This is a genomic window from Citricoccus nitrophenolicus (genome assembly GCF_047305825.1).
Taxonomy (GTDB): domain Bacteria; phylum Actinomycetota; class Actinomycetes; order Actinomycetales; family Micrococcaceae; genus Citricoccus; species Citricoccus nitrophenolicus.
On sequence record NZ_CP063070.1, the window covers coordinates 434,911 to 449,115 of the forward strand.

The window sequence follows — 14,205 nt, forward strand, 5'->3', positions numbered from 1 at the left end:
GTGCGGACGGGAGCAGCCTGGGCGGTGGTGGGCTGGTCCGTCGGAGCGGGGCCGGCCATCACGGGCTGTGTGGTCTCGGGAGCGGTCTGTGCCATGGGAGCCTTCCGGGGGCGGCAGGCCGGAAATTCGGCCTTGAACAGTGTTCAGGTTGTGGTGCTGCCGAGTACAGCACATCCTTGAACGCTGTTCAACTGTGTGGCCGGAACCCTATGATGGTGTGCATGGCACTGACCCGGGAGCAGGTGGAGGAGACAGCGCTGGGCATCCTCACCCGCTATGGCCTCGGTGACCTGTCCATGCGACGCCTGGCCCGGGAACTCGACGTGCAGGCCGGCGCCCTCTACTGGCACGTGAAGAGCAAGCAGGAACTGCTGGTCAGCGTGGCCGCCCGACTAATCCACGACTTGGGCGACGGCCCCGAACCCCACGACCGGGCGGCCGCCCGTGAGGCCATCGAGGCATTGGTTTTCGGCCTCCGCCACGCCCTCCTGCCCGTGCCGGACAGCGCAGAGGTGGTCCAGGTAGCCAGAACGCTGCAGCCCACGGCGCTGGCCCCGCTGAACCGCCTCCGGACACTGCTGGAGGCGGCTGGCCTCACGCCGATGCACGCCGAATGGGCACGGCACCTGCTGCTGAACCATGTGCTCGGATCCGTGTCCACCGCCCAGGAGGCCCGGCGCCTGGCCGTCTTCGCGCCCGGAACCGAGGCTGACGCCCCCACCAAGGTCGGGCCCAGCACGGTCGGCGGCCACGTCGAGCTGGGTGACGATGCCTTTGCCTGGGGCCTGGCCGTCATCCTCGCCGGGATGCCCGCCCCGCGGGCCGAGGAGAGCTGACTTCGGCAGCTCAACCGGGGTACCGGCCGGGCTCTTCGAGCTGCGTCGTGCCCCACAACAGCTAGGCTGCGGTTCCAGCGATCTTCCAGACGTGCCCTCCCCTTGGTTCCGTCTCCGACGGCCTGCCTCAGTCGCCGCAATCTCAACTACATGAACGGGTCGAGTTCTTGAGAAACGGCACGATTAAGGGCCGATTAAGGGCTATGTCGCAACGGGTAGTTCGCGGATCCGTCGGTAGAGGGTGGCCCGGGACATGCCCAGATCGCGGGCGACCTGCGCGGCGGGCTGGCCGGACTCGACCAGGTGCGCGGCGCTGCGGATCTGGGAGTCGGTGAAGGTCTGACGTCGTCCGCCGAGGTCTTGGCCGACGGCCCGGCGCTTGGCGACGGAGTCGGTGATGCGTTCGCGTTTGATCTCCAGCTCCATCTGGGCCAGGGCGGCCATCACCGTGAACACCATGGAACCCATGGGCGTGTGGGTGTCGACGTCTCCCCCGCCCAGGTTCAACACCCGCAACCCCGCACCCCGGTCCCGGAGCATCTCGGCGATGGCCAGCATGTTCTGCGTAGACCGAGCCAACCGGTCCAGGGTGGTGATCACCAGGGTGTCCCCCTCCTGCAGGGCGGTCACCGCCTTGTCGAACTTCGGCCGGGAGACCCGGGCACCGGACACCCCGTGATCGACGTAGAGATCATCGCGCCGGACCCCGGCCGTCAGCAGGTCCTCGACCTGGCGGTCGGCGTCCTGTCGGCGCGTGGAGACCCGCGCGTATCCAATGAACTTGCCCATGACCACCCTCCAGTGTTGTCAGATTCAGAAGTCGACGGCACTGATGTCAGAAGCGGTCTTCACTGATCGACTAGGTGACGTCGACACTGCGCCGTAAGGGGATCGGCTTGCGGCAGGGGCGAGGCCGAGCAGGGGTTTCCTACGAGCACTCCGGGCCCAGCGGCAACGAACGCGGTGATGGGATCAACGGTCGCGGTCGCGCAGGACCACGATGCCGGGTCCTTCAAGCTCGTCGTAGACGGCATCGCGACCCGTGATACCCAGGGCGAGGGCCTCGGCTGAACCTCGTACGAGCTGCCCATCGCCGCGCGACCAGTCGATGTCGGTCGCTTCAAATCGGACTCCCTTCGTCCGTCCGATGCCGACGAAGCCTCGCTCTGCGGGACCGGTGAGAAGGAAGTCGAGCACCAGTCTCCAGTCCTCCGAGGGAGGACTGGTGGCGAGACCCAAGGGCCGGGCGGCGTCACGCAGGTGGATCGCGGTGTCCACCATCGGCCCGTGCGGTCCGACGACAGGTGCCTTCAACCGCTCTCCGGCACGTTCGCGCAGTGACCCCACGAGCTCGGCGGTGGGCCGGCGCGCCCCTTCTCGCGCCGTCGAGTCGACCATCCGAGCAAGGTCCCCACGAAAGCGGACGACATCCCAGACCAGCGGCAGCACCTTGAACCCACCCTCGGGAGGGATCAGGTGGGCGCACACCTCGCGAACCGTCCACCCTGCGCACAAGCTCGGTGTTCGCCACTGTTCTTCGGTCAATCCGGCGAACATCGACGCGGCGAGCAGTCTATTGCGGGTCGCCAAGGCATACACCCGCTCGTCCAAGGATTCCATGCGGCTCATCCTGACACGACCCGATCCGCTGGGAGACGGTGAGCTCTCACTGGCCCACCGCGGATGAGACCAGGCCCTGAGGACTCCCCATCGAGGACCGCGGTCAGCCCTCCAGCACCCGCGGCCGCAGGTCCGCCTCCGGCGGCATCCAACTCTGCGGATCGGCCTCGGACTGCTCGCCGGAGCGGATGTCCTTGACCTCGTGGACGGTGGTGCCGTCCTCATCGGTCCGGGTGAACCAGACGAAGGGGATCCCCCGCTTGTCCGCGTACTTGATCTGCTTGCCGAACTTCTCGGCGGAGACGGCCACCTCGGTCGGAATCCCACGGGACCGGAGCGCACCGGCCGTGTCCAGCGCAGCCGACCAGTCGTCGTCGTGCGTCAGGGCCACATACACCGCGGTGGGCACGGACCGGGAGGCGCGCGCCATCTCCTGGGAGAACATGCGCATCATCAACCGGGTCACACCGATGGACAGGCCCACGCCCGGGAAGGTGCGGTTGCCCTTGGCGGCCAGGGCGTCATACCGGCCACCGGAGCAGATGGATCCCAGCTGCTCGTGCCCGGTCAGCACGGTCTCGTACACGGTGCCGGTGTAGTAGTCGAGCCCGCGGGCGATGGACAGGTCCGCCACGGCGCGCCCGGGGGCGCGGCGGTGCAGTTCCCCGACGACGGCGGCCAGCTCCTCCAGCCCCTCGTCCAGCAACTCGTGGGTCACCCCCAGGGCACGCACCTGCTCCACGAAGGAGGTGTCCTCCGTGCGGATCGACGCCAGGGCCAGGGCCTGCGCGGCCTGCTCCTCCGTGGCGCCGAGCTCGGACTGCAGCAGCCGGGACACCTCAGCGGCACCGATCTTCTCCAGCTTGTCGATGTTGCGCAGCACGCCGGCGGTGTCCTCGAGGCCGAGACCCCGGTAGAAGCCCTCGGCGAGCTTGCGGTTGTTGATGCGGATGGTGAAGTCACCGATCGGCAGGGCCCCGAGTGCCTCGGCCATCACCAGCGCCACATCCACGTCATAGCGGAAGGGCAGGTTGCCATCCCCCACCACGTCGATGTCCGCCTGCGTGAACTCGCGGGCCCGGCCCTCCTGCGGCCGCTCCCCCCGCCAGACCTTCTGGATCTGGTAGCGGCGGAACGGGAAGCTCAGGTGCCCGGCGTTCTCCACCACGTAGCGGGCGAACGGCACGGTCAGGTCGAAGTGCAGGGCCAGTCGATTGGGGTCGTTCGGGTCTGCTTCGCCCTGGAGGCGGGAGACGGCGTAGACCTCCTTGTCGATCTCGCCCTTGCGCAGCAGCTGCCCGAGGGTCTCCACGGCGCGGGTCTCGATGGAGGAGAAGCCGTGCAGCTCGAAGGTGCGCCGCAGGGTGTCCAGCACGTGATGTTCCACGATCCGCTCGCCGGGGAGCCATTCGTGGAAACCGGACAGGGACGCCTTGCGGGACATGGGCCACCTTCTGTTGAGGCTGGATGCGGACTGTTGAGGCTGGATGCGGACTGTTGAGGTTGGATGCGGACGCTCGGCTCCCCATTCTAGGTCCAGCCGGTACGCTGGAGAGGACCGAATCCACTCATCCCTGCGGCCGCGTGCCGGTGCAGGGCACCAGCAGAAGGTTCCAGCGGTGACCACCAGTCAAGAATCCGACGATCAGCAGCCCACCCAGACCGAGGCGGTGCAGCCCGAGTCCTCTGCCGTAGAGGCGCCGGCCGCGGAGGCAGCACCCATGGAGACGGCACAGGCCGAGACGCCGGCCGCAGAGGTCGAGACCAAGGATGTCCTCTCCTCTGTCGAGTCTGTCGAGGCAGCACAGTCCTCCGAGTCCGAAGCCTCCGAACCGGCCAGCGAACCCGCGGAAGCCGAGACCACGGCAGCAGCATCCGCCCCGGCCCCCGTGCCCGCCGCGCCGAAGCCGGGCCGGAAGCCCACGCCGGGCACGGCGCCCAAGCCCTCCAACCTGCCGCGCCCCGCCGGTGCCCCGGCTGGCAGGACCGGCCAGGGATCGCCCGCCGCCCAGGCCGCCGCGCCGATGCCGGCCCCGAGCTACACCACCTCACCCGAGGAGGCCGCGAAGTTCGCCAAGATCAGCGACGACGGCCACGTGGTGCTCCTGGACGGCGCCGAGGAGCATCCTGTGGGGCAGTTCCCGGAGGGCACGCCTCAGGAGGCCCTGGCGTACTTCTCCCGCAAATACGATGAGTTGGTCTCCCAGGTCATGCTGCTGGAGCAACGTGTGGCCACGGGCGCCCCGGCCGGGGAGATCCAGAAGACCTTGGGCCACGTGCGCCAGACCATCGGCGAACGCGGCATGGTCGGTGACATGCCGGCCCTGCGGGCCCGGGTAGAGGCCCTGCAGACCCGTCTGGACGATCTGAAGCTCGCCGAGAAGCTGGCCCTGGAGAAGGCGCAGGCAGCACAGCTGGCCACGCGAGAGGCCATCGTGGCCGAGGCGGAGGAGATGGCCGCCAAGGACCCGCAGCAGGTCCAGTGGAAGCACGCCAGTGCCCGCATGGCCGAGCTCTTCGAGAATTGGAAGGCAGCCCAGAAGGCCGGTCCGCGGCTGGCCAAGTCGGTGGAGGACGGGCTGTGGAAGCGCTTCCGCACCGCCCGCACCACGCATGACAAGCACCGCCGCGCCTTCTTCTCCCAGCTGGACGCCACCAACGCGACGGCCAAACAGGCCAAGGAGAAGCTGATCGCCCGCGCCGAGGCGCTCTCCACCTCCACGGACTGGGGGCCGACCGCCGGCGCCTACCGGGACCTGATGAACGAGTGGAAGGCCGCCCCGCGCGCCTCCCGCAAGGAGGACGACGCCCTCTGGGCCCGCTTCCGCGCCGCCCAGGACGTCTTCTTCAAGGCCCGCAAGTCCCAGAACGAGGAGATCGACCGGGAGTACGGCGAGAACCTCAAGGTCAAGGAGGAGATCCTGGCCGAGGGACAGAAGCTGTTGCCCGTTCAGGACGTCAAGGCGGCCCGCAAGGTCCTCAACGACCTCCGCGGTCGCTGGGAGGACGCCGGCCGGGTGCCGCGCAAGGACGTCTCCCGCATGGAGTCGGCCTTCCGCACGTTGGAGGACGGCCTGAAGTCCGCCGAGGACGAGCACTGGCGCAAGACCAACCCCGAGACCAAAGCCCGGACGAACTCAGCCCTGAGCCAACTCGAGGACAAGGTGGCCGAGCTCGAGGACGATCTGGCCAAGGCCAAGGCCAAGGGGGACGCGAAGTCCGTCGCCAAGGCCCAGGAGGCCCTGGACGCCCGCAAGCTGTGGCTCGAGACGCTCCAGAAGTCGGCCCAGGGACTGCGCTGACGCTGGTCCCGGACCGCCCACGGTCCTGAGGTTATCCACAACTGTGGCCCGGCCGGGTGCCGGGCCACAGTTGTCTCTGCCACGCTGAGACGGTGACCGCCGCCCTGAACAGTCCCCTGCCCGAGGCCGCCGTGGATTTCCTGGTGCCCGGCCTGCCGTACTCCGGGCCGGAGTTGCGCGGCATGGAGATGTCCGGACTGGTGGAGCATGTGATGGGAGATCTCTACCTCCCGGCCGATCACGGGTCAGGCGCCGCCCGGGTCCGCGCTGCCGCAGCCCGTCGGCTGACTGCCCCCGTGCTCACCGGGCGTTGGGCGGTCATGGGCGTGACGGCTGCCTGGGTCTTGACCGGCGGCCCGGCGCCCGAGGTGCTTGAGGCCGCTGTGGACCGGTATCACCGGATCCCGCTGCAACCGCTGTCAGTCCGGCTGAGCCTGGAGCAGACGCACGTGGTGGGGCAGTCGGCCGAGGTCATCGATCACTGGGGCCTGCCGTGCACCTCGGCCGCCCGGACGGTGGAGGACCTGCTGCGGCGGGCCGAGGATCCCGCGCGGGCCGCTGCGGCCTTGACGGCGGCCACCCGGCTGCTGCCTCTGACGTCCGCCACCCAGCTACGGGACCGATTCGAACGCCACCGGAGGCGGCCCGGCATGGCCGGTGCGCGGCGAGCTCTGGAGACGCTCCTGGCGGCGTAGCCGCAGAACCGGCGGCCCGTCAGCCCTCCACCGGAGTGGTGTTCCTTCCGGCCGTCCGGTACACGTCGAAGACACCGTCGATCCGGCGTACAGAGGACAGCACGTGGCTGAGGTACTTCGGGTCCCCCATCTCGAACACGAACTTGCTGATGGCCACCCGGCTGCGCGAGGTGTTCACGGAGGCGGAGAGGATGTTGACGTGGTGTTCAGCCAGCACCCGCGTCACGTCCGAGAGCAGGGACTTGCGGTCCAAGGCCTCCACCTGGATCTCCACGAGGAACACGGAGGACTGCGTGGGCGCCCAGGACACCTCCACCATGCGGTCCGGCTCCTCCCGCAACTGGCCGATGTTCCTGCAGTCCGCACGGTGCACGGAGACGCCGGAACCGCGGGTCACGAACCCGACGATCTCATCCGGCGGCACGGGAGTGCAGCAGCGGGCCAGCTTGGCCATGACGTCTGCCGAGCCCTGGACCATGACCCCGGAATCCGAGGTCCGCGTGGGCGTGGCGATGTTGGTGATGGGGATGGACCCCGTGTCCAGCGAGCCGTCGTCCGGATCCGGAACCGCGTGCAACCGCTCCAGGTGTTCGATGACGTTCTGCACCGAGACATTGCTGTCCCCGATGGAGGCGTAGAGGGTGGCGATGTCCGGCAGGTTCAGCTCGGTGGCCACCGCCGTGAGCGAGTCTGAACCCATCATCTGCTGCAGGGGCAGGTTCATCTTCCGCAACTGACGGGTCAGCTGCTCCTTGCCCTTCTCAATGGACTCCTCGCGGCGTTCCTTGGAGAACCAGTGCCGGATCTTGTTGCGAGCCCTCGGGCTCCGAACGAAACCGAGCCAGTCCTGGCTGGGCCCGGCGCCCTCCGTCTTGGAGGTGAAGATCTCCACCCAGTCCCCGTGGTGCAGTTCGGAGTTCAGGGGCACCAGCTTGCCGTTCACTCGCGCGCCGATGGTCCGGTGGCCCACCTCCGTGTGCACGGCGTAGGCGAAGTCCACCGGGGTGGAGCCGGCGGGCAGCGCCATGACCTCGCCCTTGGGGGTGAACACGAAGACCTCGGCGGCGTCGATCTCGGCCCGCAGTGAGTCCAGGAACTCGTTGGGATCCGTGGTGTCCTTCTGCCAGTCCATCACCGAGCGCAGCCACCCGGGAGTCTGGTCTGCCGACCCGGCGGAGCCGTCAGCGGCCTGGTCCTTGTACTTCCAGTGCGCGGCCACGCCGTACTCGGCCCGGCGGTGCATCTCATGGGTGCGCAGCTGGATCTCCACGGGTTTGCCCCCGGGACCGATCACGGTGGTGTGCAGGGACTGGTACATGTTCAGCTTGGGCATGGCGATGTAGTCCTTGAAGCGGCCCGGCAGCGGGCTCCACTTCGAGTGCAGGACGCCGAGGGCCCCATAGCAGTCCCGGACCGAGTCGACGAGGACGCGCACGCCGGTGAGATCGTGGATCTCGTCGAAGTCCTTCCCGCGGACGATCATCTTCTGATAGATCGAGTAGAAGTGCTTCGGGCGGCCCGTCACCGTGGCCCGCACCCTGGCCTCCTTCAGGTCCTTCTCGATCTGCCCCCGCAGCACCGTGAGGTTCTTCTCGCGTTCGGGGGTCCGCTCCCCCACCAGCCGCACGATCTCCGCGTACACCTTGGGATACAGTGCCGCGAAGGACAGGTCCTCGAGCTCCCACTTGATGGTGTTCATGCCCAGGCGGTGGGCCAGGGGCGCGTAGATCTCCAGGGTCTCCTTGGCCTTGCGCGCGCTCGACTCCGGGGCCACGTAGCGCCAGGTCCGGGCGTTGTGCAGCCGGTCGGCGAGTTTGATGACCAGCACCCTGACGTCGGTGGCCATGGCCAGCACCATCTTGCGGACGGTCTCGGCCTGCGCGGCATCCCCGAACTTGACCTTGTCCAGCTTGGTGACGCCGTCCACCAGGACGGCCACCTCGTCACCGAAGTCTCGCCGCAGCTGACCGAGCGAGTAGCTGGTGTCCTCCACCGTGTCATGCAGCAGCGCCCCGGCCAGGGTGGTCCCGGTCATCCCCAACTCGGCGAGGATGGTGGCCACCGCCACCGGATGCGTGATGTACGGGTCCCCGCTCTTGCGCTTCTGACCGGCGTGGGCCTTCTCCGCGACCTCGAAGGCCCGGATGATCAGGTCCAGATCCTCCCTGGGCTGGCGGACCTTCAGCGTGCGGACGAGCGGTTCCAGGATCGGCGAATAGTCGTTGGTGACCCGGCCGGTCAACCGGGCCAGTCGGCTCCGGGGCCGGCGGGAGACGATCGCCGTGCCTGCGGGGGTCCGGGCCGTCGGGGTGCCGGCCGAGTCCGGAGTCGGCGGCGCGGGGGGCGAAGCAGGGGCCGAGCCGGCCGCCGCCGTGCCCTCCGTCTCTTCCCCGGGGACGGCTGAGGCATAGGACTGGTTGGGCGTGGGCGCCGGGACGGGGGCCACGCCAGAGGTCCGCGCCGCTCTGGGATCCTCACCCATGGTTACCGTCCTTCCCGCGGTCCGCGCCCGCCCTGGCGCCGCTTCGCTGTACCACCCCGCACGGGACGTAGTGGCCCAGTCTAGTGCCACGGCGCCAGCCTGCGGGATCGGGCGGACATCAGGCGGTGGCGGGTACCTCGTCCTCGTTCTGACGCCGGTCCAGGACCTTGGCGTCGGCCTCCCTGATCCCCGGCTCGTTGCGCCGCAGCAGGGCGTAGAGGGGGGCCTGGATGAAGATCGTGGCCAGGGTGCCCACGATGACACCCACGAACAGGGCCAGAGCGATGTCCTGCAGGGTCCCCGCGCCGAGGAGGAACGCCCCGATGAACAGGATGGAGCCCACCGGCAGGATGCCCACCATCGAGGTGTTGATGGACCGGACCAGGGTCTGGTTGATCGCCAGATTGATCATCTCGGTGAAGGTCCGGACAGAGTCCTCGTGATAGTCTTGGGCGTTCTCCCGGATCTTGTCGAACACCACCACCGTGTCATAGAGCGAGTAGCTCAGGATGGTGAGGAATCCGATGATGGCACTGGGGGTGACCTCGAACCCGGTGGAGCCGTAGATCCCGGCCGTCAGCGCCACCACGTAGAACAGCCCGATCACCGCGGCCAGTGACATCTTCCAGGTCCGGAAGTACAGGGCCATCAGCAGGGTGACCAGCACGATGAAGATGACCAGGCCGATGCCCATCTGCTGGGAGATGTTCTGCCCCCAGGTGGGCCCCACGAAGTTGGAGGTCACCTGGTCCTGTTCGACGCTGTAGGCGGACTGCAGGTTCTCTGCCACCGTGAGGGTCTGGTCGTCATCCAGCCGATCCGTCTGGATCCGCATGGTGCCCGGCGCGATGTTCGTGACGGTGGCCTCAGCCCCGGTGACCGCATCCGCGACCGCCTGCTCGCCGGGGGCCACGTCCGTGTTCTCCACGGCGGACACCGTGAACTCGGACCCGCCACGGAAGTCGATGCCGAGGTTGAAACCGCCCCGGGCCAGGGTGAGCCCACCGGCGATCACCAGCAGGATCGCAGCGAGGGAGAACCAGAGCTTCCACCTCCTGACGAAGGGATAGGACGTCTTGCCGGTGTAGAGCCGGTTGCCCCACTGGGCCAGTGCACTCACTTCTGCTCCTCCGTCCGGTCCGTCGCCGTGTCAGGACCGGTGCCCTCGCCGGCGGATCCGCCGGTGGAATCACCGGTGGACAGGCCCACGGCCGCCATCCGCTCCTCGCGGCGGCGCTCGGCGATGGTCTGGCGCTTCACCGCTTCCTTGGATGACTTCTTGTTCTTCTGGGGCCGGGCCACCGTGGCCACCGGCTTGAACTCGCGGACGCGGCCGGCGCCCTTGTAGAGCGGCTCCACGCCGAGCAGGGAGGGATCCAGCCCGGAGAGCTTGTGACCACCGCCGAAGAACCGGGTGTGGGCGAGCATCTGCATCACCGGGTGGGTGAACCAGAAGACCACGATGAGGTCCGCCACGGCCGTCAGGCCCAGCGTGAAGGCGAACCCCCGCACGTTGCCCACCGCCACGAAGTAGAGCACGACGGCGGCCAGCAGGTTCACAGCCTTGGAGGCGGTGATGGTGCGCTTGGCCCGGGCCCAGCCGTACTCCACGGCCTCGGTCAGCGGGCGCCCCGCCCGCAGTTCGTCCTTGATGCGTTCGAAGTACACGATGAACGAGTCCGCCGTGAGGCCGATGGCCACGATCAATCCGGCGATGCCCGCCAGGGAGAGTCTGTAGTTGTCCGACCACCCCAGCAGCACGATGGCCAGATAGGTCAGGACTCCGGCCACCACGAGGGAGGCCATGGTCACGAATCCGAGGACTCGGTACTGGAAGAACGAGTACACCGCCACGAGCGCCAGGCCGATGAGCCCAGCGATCAGGCCCAGCCGCAGCTGGTCCGCGCCGAGGGTGGCGGAGATCTGCTGCTCCGACTCGATGGTGAAGCTGATCGGCAGGGCGCCGTACTTCAGCTGCTCGGCCAGGGCCGCGGAGGACACCTCGGTGAAGTTGCCGGTGATCTGCGCGCGGCCGTCCGTGATGACGGCGTTGGAGTTGGGGGCCGAGACCACGGCGCCGTCCAGGACGATGGCGAACTGCTTGCGCGGATCGCCCTCCTGGAACGGCGTCAGGCGCTGGGTGACCTCGCGGAACTTGTCCGCGCCCTCGCCGTTGAAGGTCAGGTTGACGGCCCACTGGTTCGTGGACACGCCGGTGGCGGTGTTGACCATCCCGTAGTCGGCATCGGCGATGTCCGTGCCGGGCACCTCCACGGGGCCGACGATGTACTTCGCACCGGGTTGACCCGTCTCCTCGTCCCCGGGCTCGCAGACGATCGTGGCCTCGTCCTGCGGCAACGCCTCACGGTCGGCATCTCCCAACACGGCGGGGCAGTCATAGGCCTCGAACTCGGCGGCCAACTCTGGGGTGATCCAGTTCGGGTCAGAGCCGTTCTCCGGCTCGGCGGTGGGTTCCGGGAACTCCTCCACCGGAGTGCGCTGCTCCTCCGGGATGGCCTCGAACGGCCCCCGGGTGATGACCGGCCGGAACTCCATGTTGGCGGAGGCCTGGATCATCGCGCGGGTCTGCTCGTCCGGATTTCCGGGCAGCGAGACCACCACGTTGGACCCACCCTGGGTGGTGATCTCCGCCTCGGCCACGCCGGAGCCGTCCACGCGCTGGCGGATGATCTCCACGGCCTGGTCCAGTTGCTCGGAGGACACCTCCCGGCCGCCGGAGGCCTCGGGGGCGAGCACCATCTGCGTGCCACCCTCCAGGTCGAGGGCCAGCTTGGGGGCCAGTTGGGCCTGGCCGGTGAACACGCCCACGCCCAGGATCGCCGCGAGGGCGACGGTCAGGCCGGCGAGCCACCAGAGGGTGCGCTTGGCGCGTCCCCGGGGGGTCTTATCTGCCATGGAGGATTTGGCTTTCGATCAGTCGGGAATCAATCAGGAGTGAGTCGGCCGGATCAGGGGCGCTCGGTGCCGGGACGCTGCTCGTCCGGACCGTTCTCGTCCGGGCGGGTCGGGTCCTCGTCCAGGCCAGCCGGGGAATCCGGCACGGTGGGCTCGGACGCCTCGGCGGCGGGCTCCACGGCCTTGCCGATCGCCTGCAGGTGAACCGTGGCGGTGTTGCCCGGAGAGATCTCGATGACGGCCTTGTTCTCCTCCTTGTCCACGGACAGGATGGTGCCGAACAGGCCCATGGTGGTCATGACCTCCACGCCGGGGCCCAGGGTGTCATGCAGCTGGCGCTGTTGTTGCTGCTGCTTCTTGCTCCGGCGGAACATGCTGAAGATCAGAAAGCCGAAGACCACCAGCATGATCAGCAGGAAGGGATCGAAGGGCAGTCCCCCACCGCCCTCGGCGTTCGCGCCTTCGGCGACGATCGAGACGGTGGTCGGGTTCATCAGCTGGGTCACGTCGGGGACACCACATTCCAGGTTCGGGGCACAGGGCAACCCGGCCAGTCTACGGGTTGCCCGGACCGAAGAGGGTGTCCGTCTCCCCGGCTGCGTCCTCACGCGGCTCGGCGGCGTCCCGGCCGGCGGAACCGGGCACGTTCCAGAAGGCGGCGCCCGGGGAATCCGGCGGCGGTGTGAGCCCCAGGTGCTCCCACGCGGCGGGCATGGCGATGCGGCCCCGCGGGGTGCGCCCCAGCAGCCCCTCGCGGACGAGGAAGGGTTCGGCCACGGTCTCCACCGTCTCGGTCTCCTCCCCCACCGCGATGGCCAGGGTGGACAGCCCGACCGGCCCCCCGGCGAATTTGGAGCACAGCGCCTCGAGTACGGAGCGGTCCAGGCGGTCCAGTCCCCTCTCGTCCACCTCGTACATCTCCAGGGCGGCTGAGGCTGCGCGGGAGTCCACCTGATCCAGTCCGCCGACCAGGGCCCAGTCCCGCACCCGGCGCAGCAGCCGGTTGGCGATGCGCGGGGTGCCGCGGGATCGACTGGCGATCTGCGTGAACCCGGCGGAGTTGACCTTCATGTCCAGCAGCAGGGCCGAGCGGCGCAGCACCAGCTCGAGCTCCTCGGTGCTGTAGAACTCGAGGTGGCCGGTGAAGCCGAACCGGTCCCGCAGCGGCCCCGGCAGCAACCCGGCCCGGGTGGTGGCGCCCACCAGGGTGAAGGGCGGGATCTCCAGCGGGATGGACGTGGCCCCGGCGCCCTTGCCCACCACGATGTCCACGCGGAAGTCCTCCATGGCCATGTAGAGCATCTCCTCGGCCGGGCGGGACATCCGGTGGATCTCGTCCAGGAAGAGCACCTCCCCCTCCGTCAGGGAGGAGAGGATGGCGGCGAGGTCACCGGCGTGCTGGATGGCGGGTCCGGAGGAGATCCGCAGGGGCGCGTTCATCTCCCCGGCGATGATCATGGCCAGCGTGGTCTTGCCGAGCCCGGGCGGGCCGGACATCAGCACGTGCTCCGCGGTGCGTCCACGCAGCCGGGCAGCCTCGAGGACCAAGGAGAGCTGACGGCGGACGCGTTGCTGGCCCACGAAGTCATCGAGGTTCTTGGGCCGCAGGGCCGCCTCGAGATCGCGCTCCTCGCCCTCGGCCCCGCCGGCCACGAGCCGGCCCTCTGGCTCTTCCGTCATCAAACGACCCTCCTCCGTCTCGCCCGTCTCAGCGCCCGGACCGCGAGGACTGCCCCTGGCCCAGGTGGCGCAGGGTGGACTTCAGCACGTTGGCCACGTCTCCGGACTCCTCCAGTTCGGGCTCGTGCCGGACGGTGTCCCGCACAGCCTTCTCGGCGTCCTTCTCGGTCCACCCAAGACCGGTGAGGGCCTCCAGCACGCGGTCCATCCACGGCAGTCCCGCGGCGGAGGCCAGGTCCCCGTCCGCCCCGGCGGCCACCGCGGCCCCGGTGGGGACGAGCTTGTCCGTCAACTCCAGGACGATGCGCCGGGCCCCCTTCGGGCCGATGCCCGGGACCTTGGTGAAGGCCTTGTCATCCCCGGAGGAGGCGGCCACCCGCACGGTCTCGGGATCGTGGACGGCCAGCACGGCCAGAGCCAGCCGCGGCCCCACGCCGGAGACCCCGAGCAGCACGTCGAAGACCTCCCGCTCGTCCTCGGTGGCGAACCCGAAGAGCGTCATCGAGTCCTCCCGCACCACCATGGAGGTCAGCACGCGGCCCGGCTCGCCCAGGTGCAGACCAGCGAGGGTCTGCGGGGTGGCGGAGAACCGCATGCCGAATCCGGACACGGTGATGACGGCGTGGTTCAGGCCCACGGATTCGACCGTGCCGGTCAGGGAGGAAATCATGCTC

The 14,205-nt window shown here is 68.9% G+C and carries 12 protein-coding genes; 3 read left to right on the plus strand and 9 right to left on the minus strand.

Features of this window, described 5'->3' with window-relative positions; genetic code table 11:
* The first annotated feature begins 221 nt into the window (after positions 1-221).
* The gene (locus IMT31_RS02050) at positions 222-836 is read left to right on the plus strand and encodes a TetR family transcriptional regulator (RefSeq protein WP_170144530.1); all 615 of its coding nucleotides are present in this window, start codon (positions 222-224) and stop codon (positions 834-836) included.
* 201 nt (positions 837-1,037) lie between these two features.
* On the opposite strand, the gene IMT31_RS02055 is transcribed toward IMT31_RS02050, so the two are convergent.
* The 3 genes from IMT31_RS02055 to hisS form a co-directional block, all read right to left on the minus strand.
* Entirely contained in the window at positions 1,038-1,625 is a 588-nt protein-coding gene (locus IMT31_RS02055; protein WP_413543585.1) for a recombinase family protein, read from the minus strand.
* Between the two features lie 183 nt (positions 1,626-1,808).
* Positions 1,809-2,456, minus strand: coding sequence for a maleylpyruvate isomerase family mycothiol-dependent enzyme (locus IMT31_RS02060; protein ID WP_413543586.1), 648 nt, complete (start codon positions 2,454-2,456; stop codon positions 1,809-1,811).
* Positions 2,457-2,559: 103 nt separating this feature from the next.
* Positions 2,560-3,900 (minus strand): histidine--tRNA ligase, encoded by a 1,341-nt coding sequence (gene hisS / locus IMT31_RS02065; protein WP_413543587.1) that lies wholly within the window; start codon positions 3,898-3,900, stop codon positions 2,560-2,562.
* A gap of 175 nt (positions 3,901-4,075) precedes the next feature.
* Here hisS and IMT31_RS02070 point away from each other — a divergent pair, with 175 nt between their 5' ends.
* Both IMT31_RS02070 and IMT31_RS02075 read left to right on the plus strand, forming a co-directional pair.
* Positions 4,076-5,758, plus strand: a complete 1,683-nt coding sequence (locus tag IMT31_RS02070; RefSeq protein WP_413543588.1) for a DUF349 domain-containing protein — start codon at positions 4,076-4,078, stop codon at positions 5,756-5,758.
* A 92-nt stretch (positions 5,759-5,850) separates the two neighbouring features.
* Complete coding sequence (locus IMT31_RS02075; RefSeq protein ID WP_413543589.1) at positions 5,851-6,453, plus strand: hypothetical protein; 603 nt, start codon at positions 5,851-5,853, stop codon at positions 6,451-6,453.
* 19 nt (positions 6,454-6,472) lie between these two features.
* Here the strand turns inward: IMT31_RS02075 and IMT31_RS02080 are convergent, their stop codons facing one another.
* The 6 genes from IMT31_RS02080 to ruvA form a co-directional block, all read right to left on the minus strand.
* Complete coding sequence (locus tag IMT31_RS02080) at positions 6,473-8,935, minus strand: RelA/SpoT family protein (protein WP_413543590.1); 2,463 nt, start codon at positions 8,933-8,935, stop codon at positions 6,473-6,475.
* A gap of 118 nt (positions 8,936-9,053) precedes the next feature.
* A complete protein-coding gene (gene secF / locus IMT31_RS02085; protein WP_413543591.1) occupies positions 9,054-10,055 on the minus strand; it encodes a protein translocase subunit SecF in 1,002 nt (333 codons plus the stop codon).
* Positions 10,052-11,851 carry a protein translocase subunit SecD gene (gene secD / locus IMT31_RS02090; protein ID WP_413543592.1) on the minus strand — a complete coding sequence of 600 codons (1,800 nt, stop codon included), beginning with the start codon at positions 11,849-11,851 and terminating at the stop codon, positions 10,052-10,054. The genes secF and secD overlap by 4 nt, the downstream gene beginning before the upstream one ends.
* A 53-nt stretch (positions 11,852-11,904) precedes the next feature.
* The gene (gene yajC, locus IMT31_RS02095) at positions 11,905-12,357 is read right to left on the minus strand and encodes a preprotein translocase subunit YajC (protein WP_345356628.1); all 453 of its coding nucleotides are present in this window, start codon (positions 12,355-12,357) and stop codon (positions 11,905-11,907) included.
* Positions 12,358-12,406: 49 nt separating this feature from the next.
* A complete protein-coding gene (gene ruvB / locus IMT31_RS02100) occupies positions 12,407-13,531 on the minus strand; it encodes a Holliday junction branch migration DNA helicase RuvB (protein ID WP_413543593.1) in 1,125 nt (374 codons plus the stop codon).
* 28 nt (positions 13,532-13,559) lie between these two features.
* Positions 13,560-14,201 carry a Holliday junction branch migration protein RuvA gene (gene ruvA, locus IMT31_RS02105; protein ID WP_413543594.1) on the minus strand — a complete coding sequence of 214 codons (642 nt, stop codon included), beginning with the start codon at positions 14,199-14,201 and terminating at the stop codon, positions 13,560-13,562.
* Positions 14,202-14,205 lie beyond the last annotated feature (4 nt).

Excerpts from the sequence above, each read along its gene's own strand:
- IMT31_RS02050 (WP_170144530.1), top strand. The coding sequence starts at position 222 with ATGGCACTGACCCGGGAGCAGGTGGAGGAGACAGCGCTGGGCATCCTC.
- IMT31_RS02055 (WP_413543585.1), bottom strand. The coding sequence starts at position 1,625 with ATGGGCAAGTTCATTGGATACGCGCGGGTCTCCACGCGCCGACAGGAC.
- IMT31_RS02060 (WP_413543586.1), bottom strand. The coding sequence starts at position 2,456 with ATGGAATCCTTGGACGAGCGGGTGTATGCCTTGGCGACCCGCAATAGA.
- hisS (WP_413543587.1), bottom strand. The coding sequence starts at position 3,900 with ATGTCCCGCAAGGCGTCCCTGTCCGGTTTCCACGAATGGCTCCCCGGC.
- IMT31_RS02080 (WP_413543590.1), bottom strand. The coding sequence starts at position 8,935 with ATGGGTGAGGATCCCAGAGCGGCGCGGACCTCTGGCGTGGCCCCCGTC.
- secD (WP_413543592.1), bottom strand. The coding sequence starts at position 11,851 with ATGGCAGATAAGACCCCCCGGGGACGCGCCAAGCGCACCCTCTGGTGG.
- ruvB (WP_413543593.1), bottom strand. The coding sequence starts at position 13,531 with ATGACGGAAGAGCCAGAGGGCCGGCTCGTGGCCGGCGGGGCCGAGGGC.
- ruvA (WP_413543594.1), bottom strand. The coding sequence starts at position 14,201 with ATGATTTCCTCCCTGACCGGCACGGTCGAATCCGTGGGCCTGAACCAC.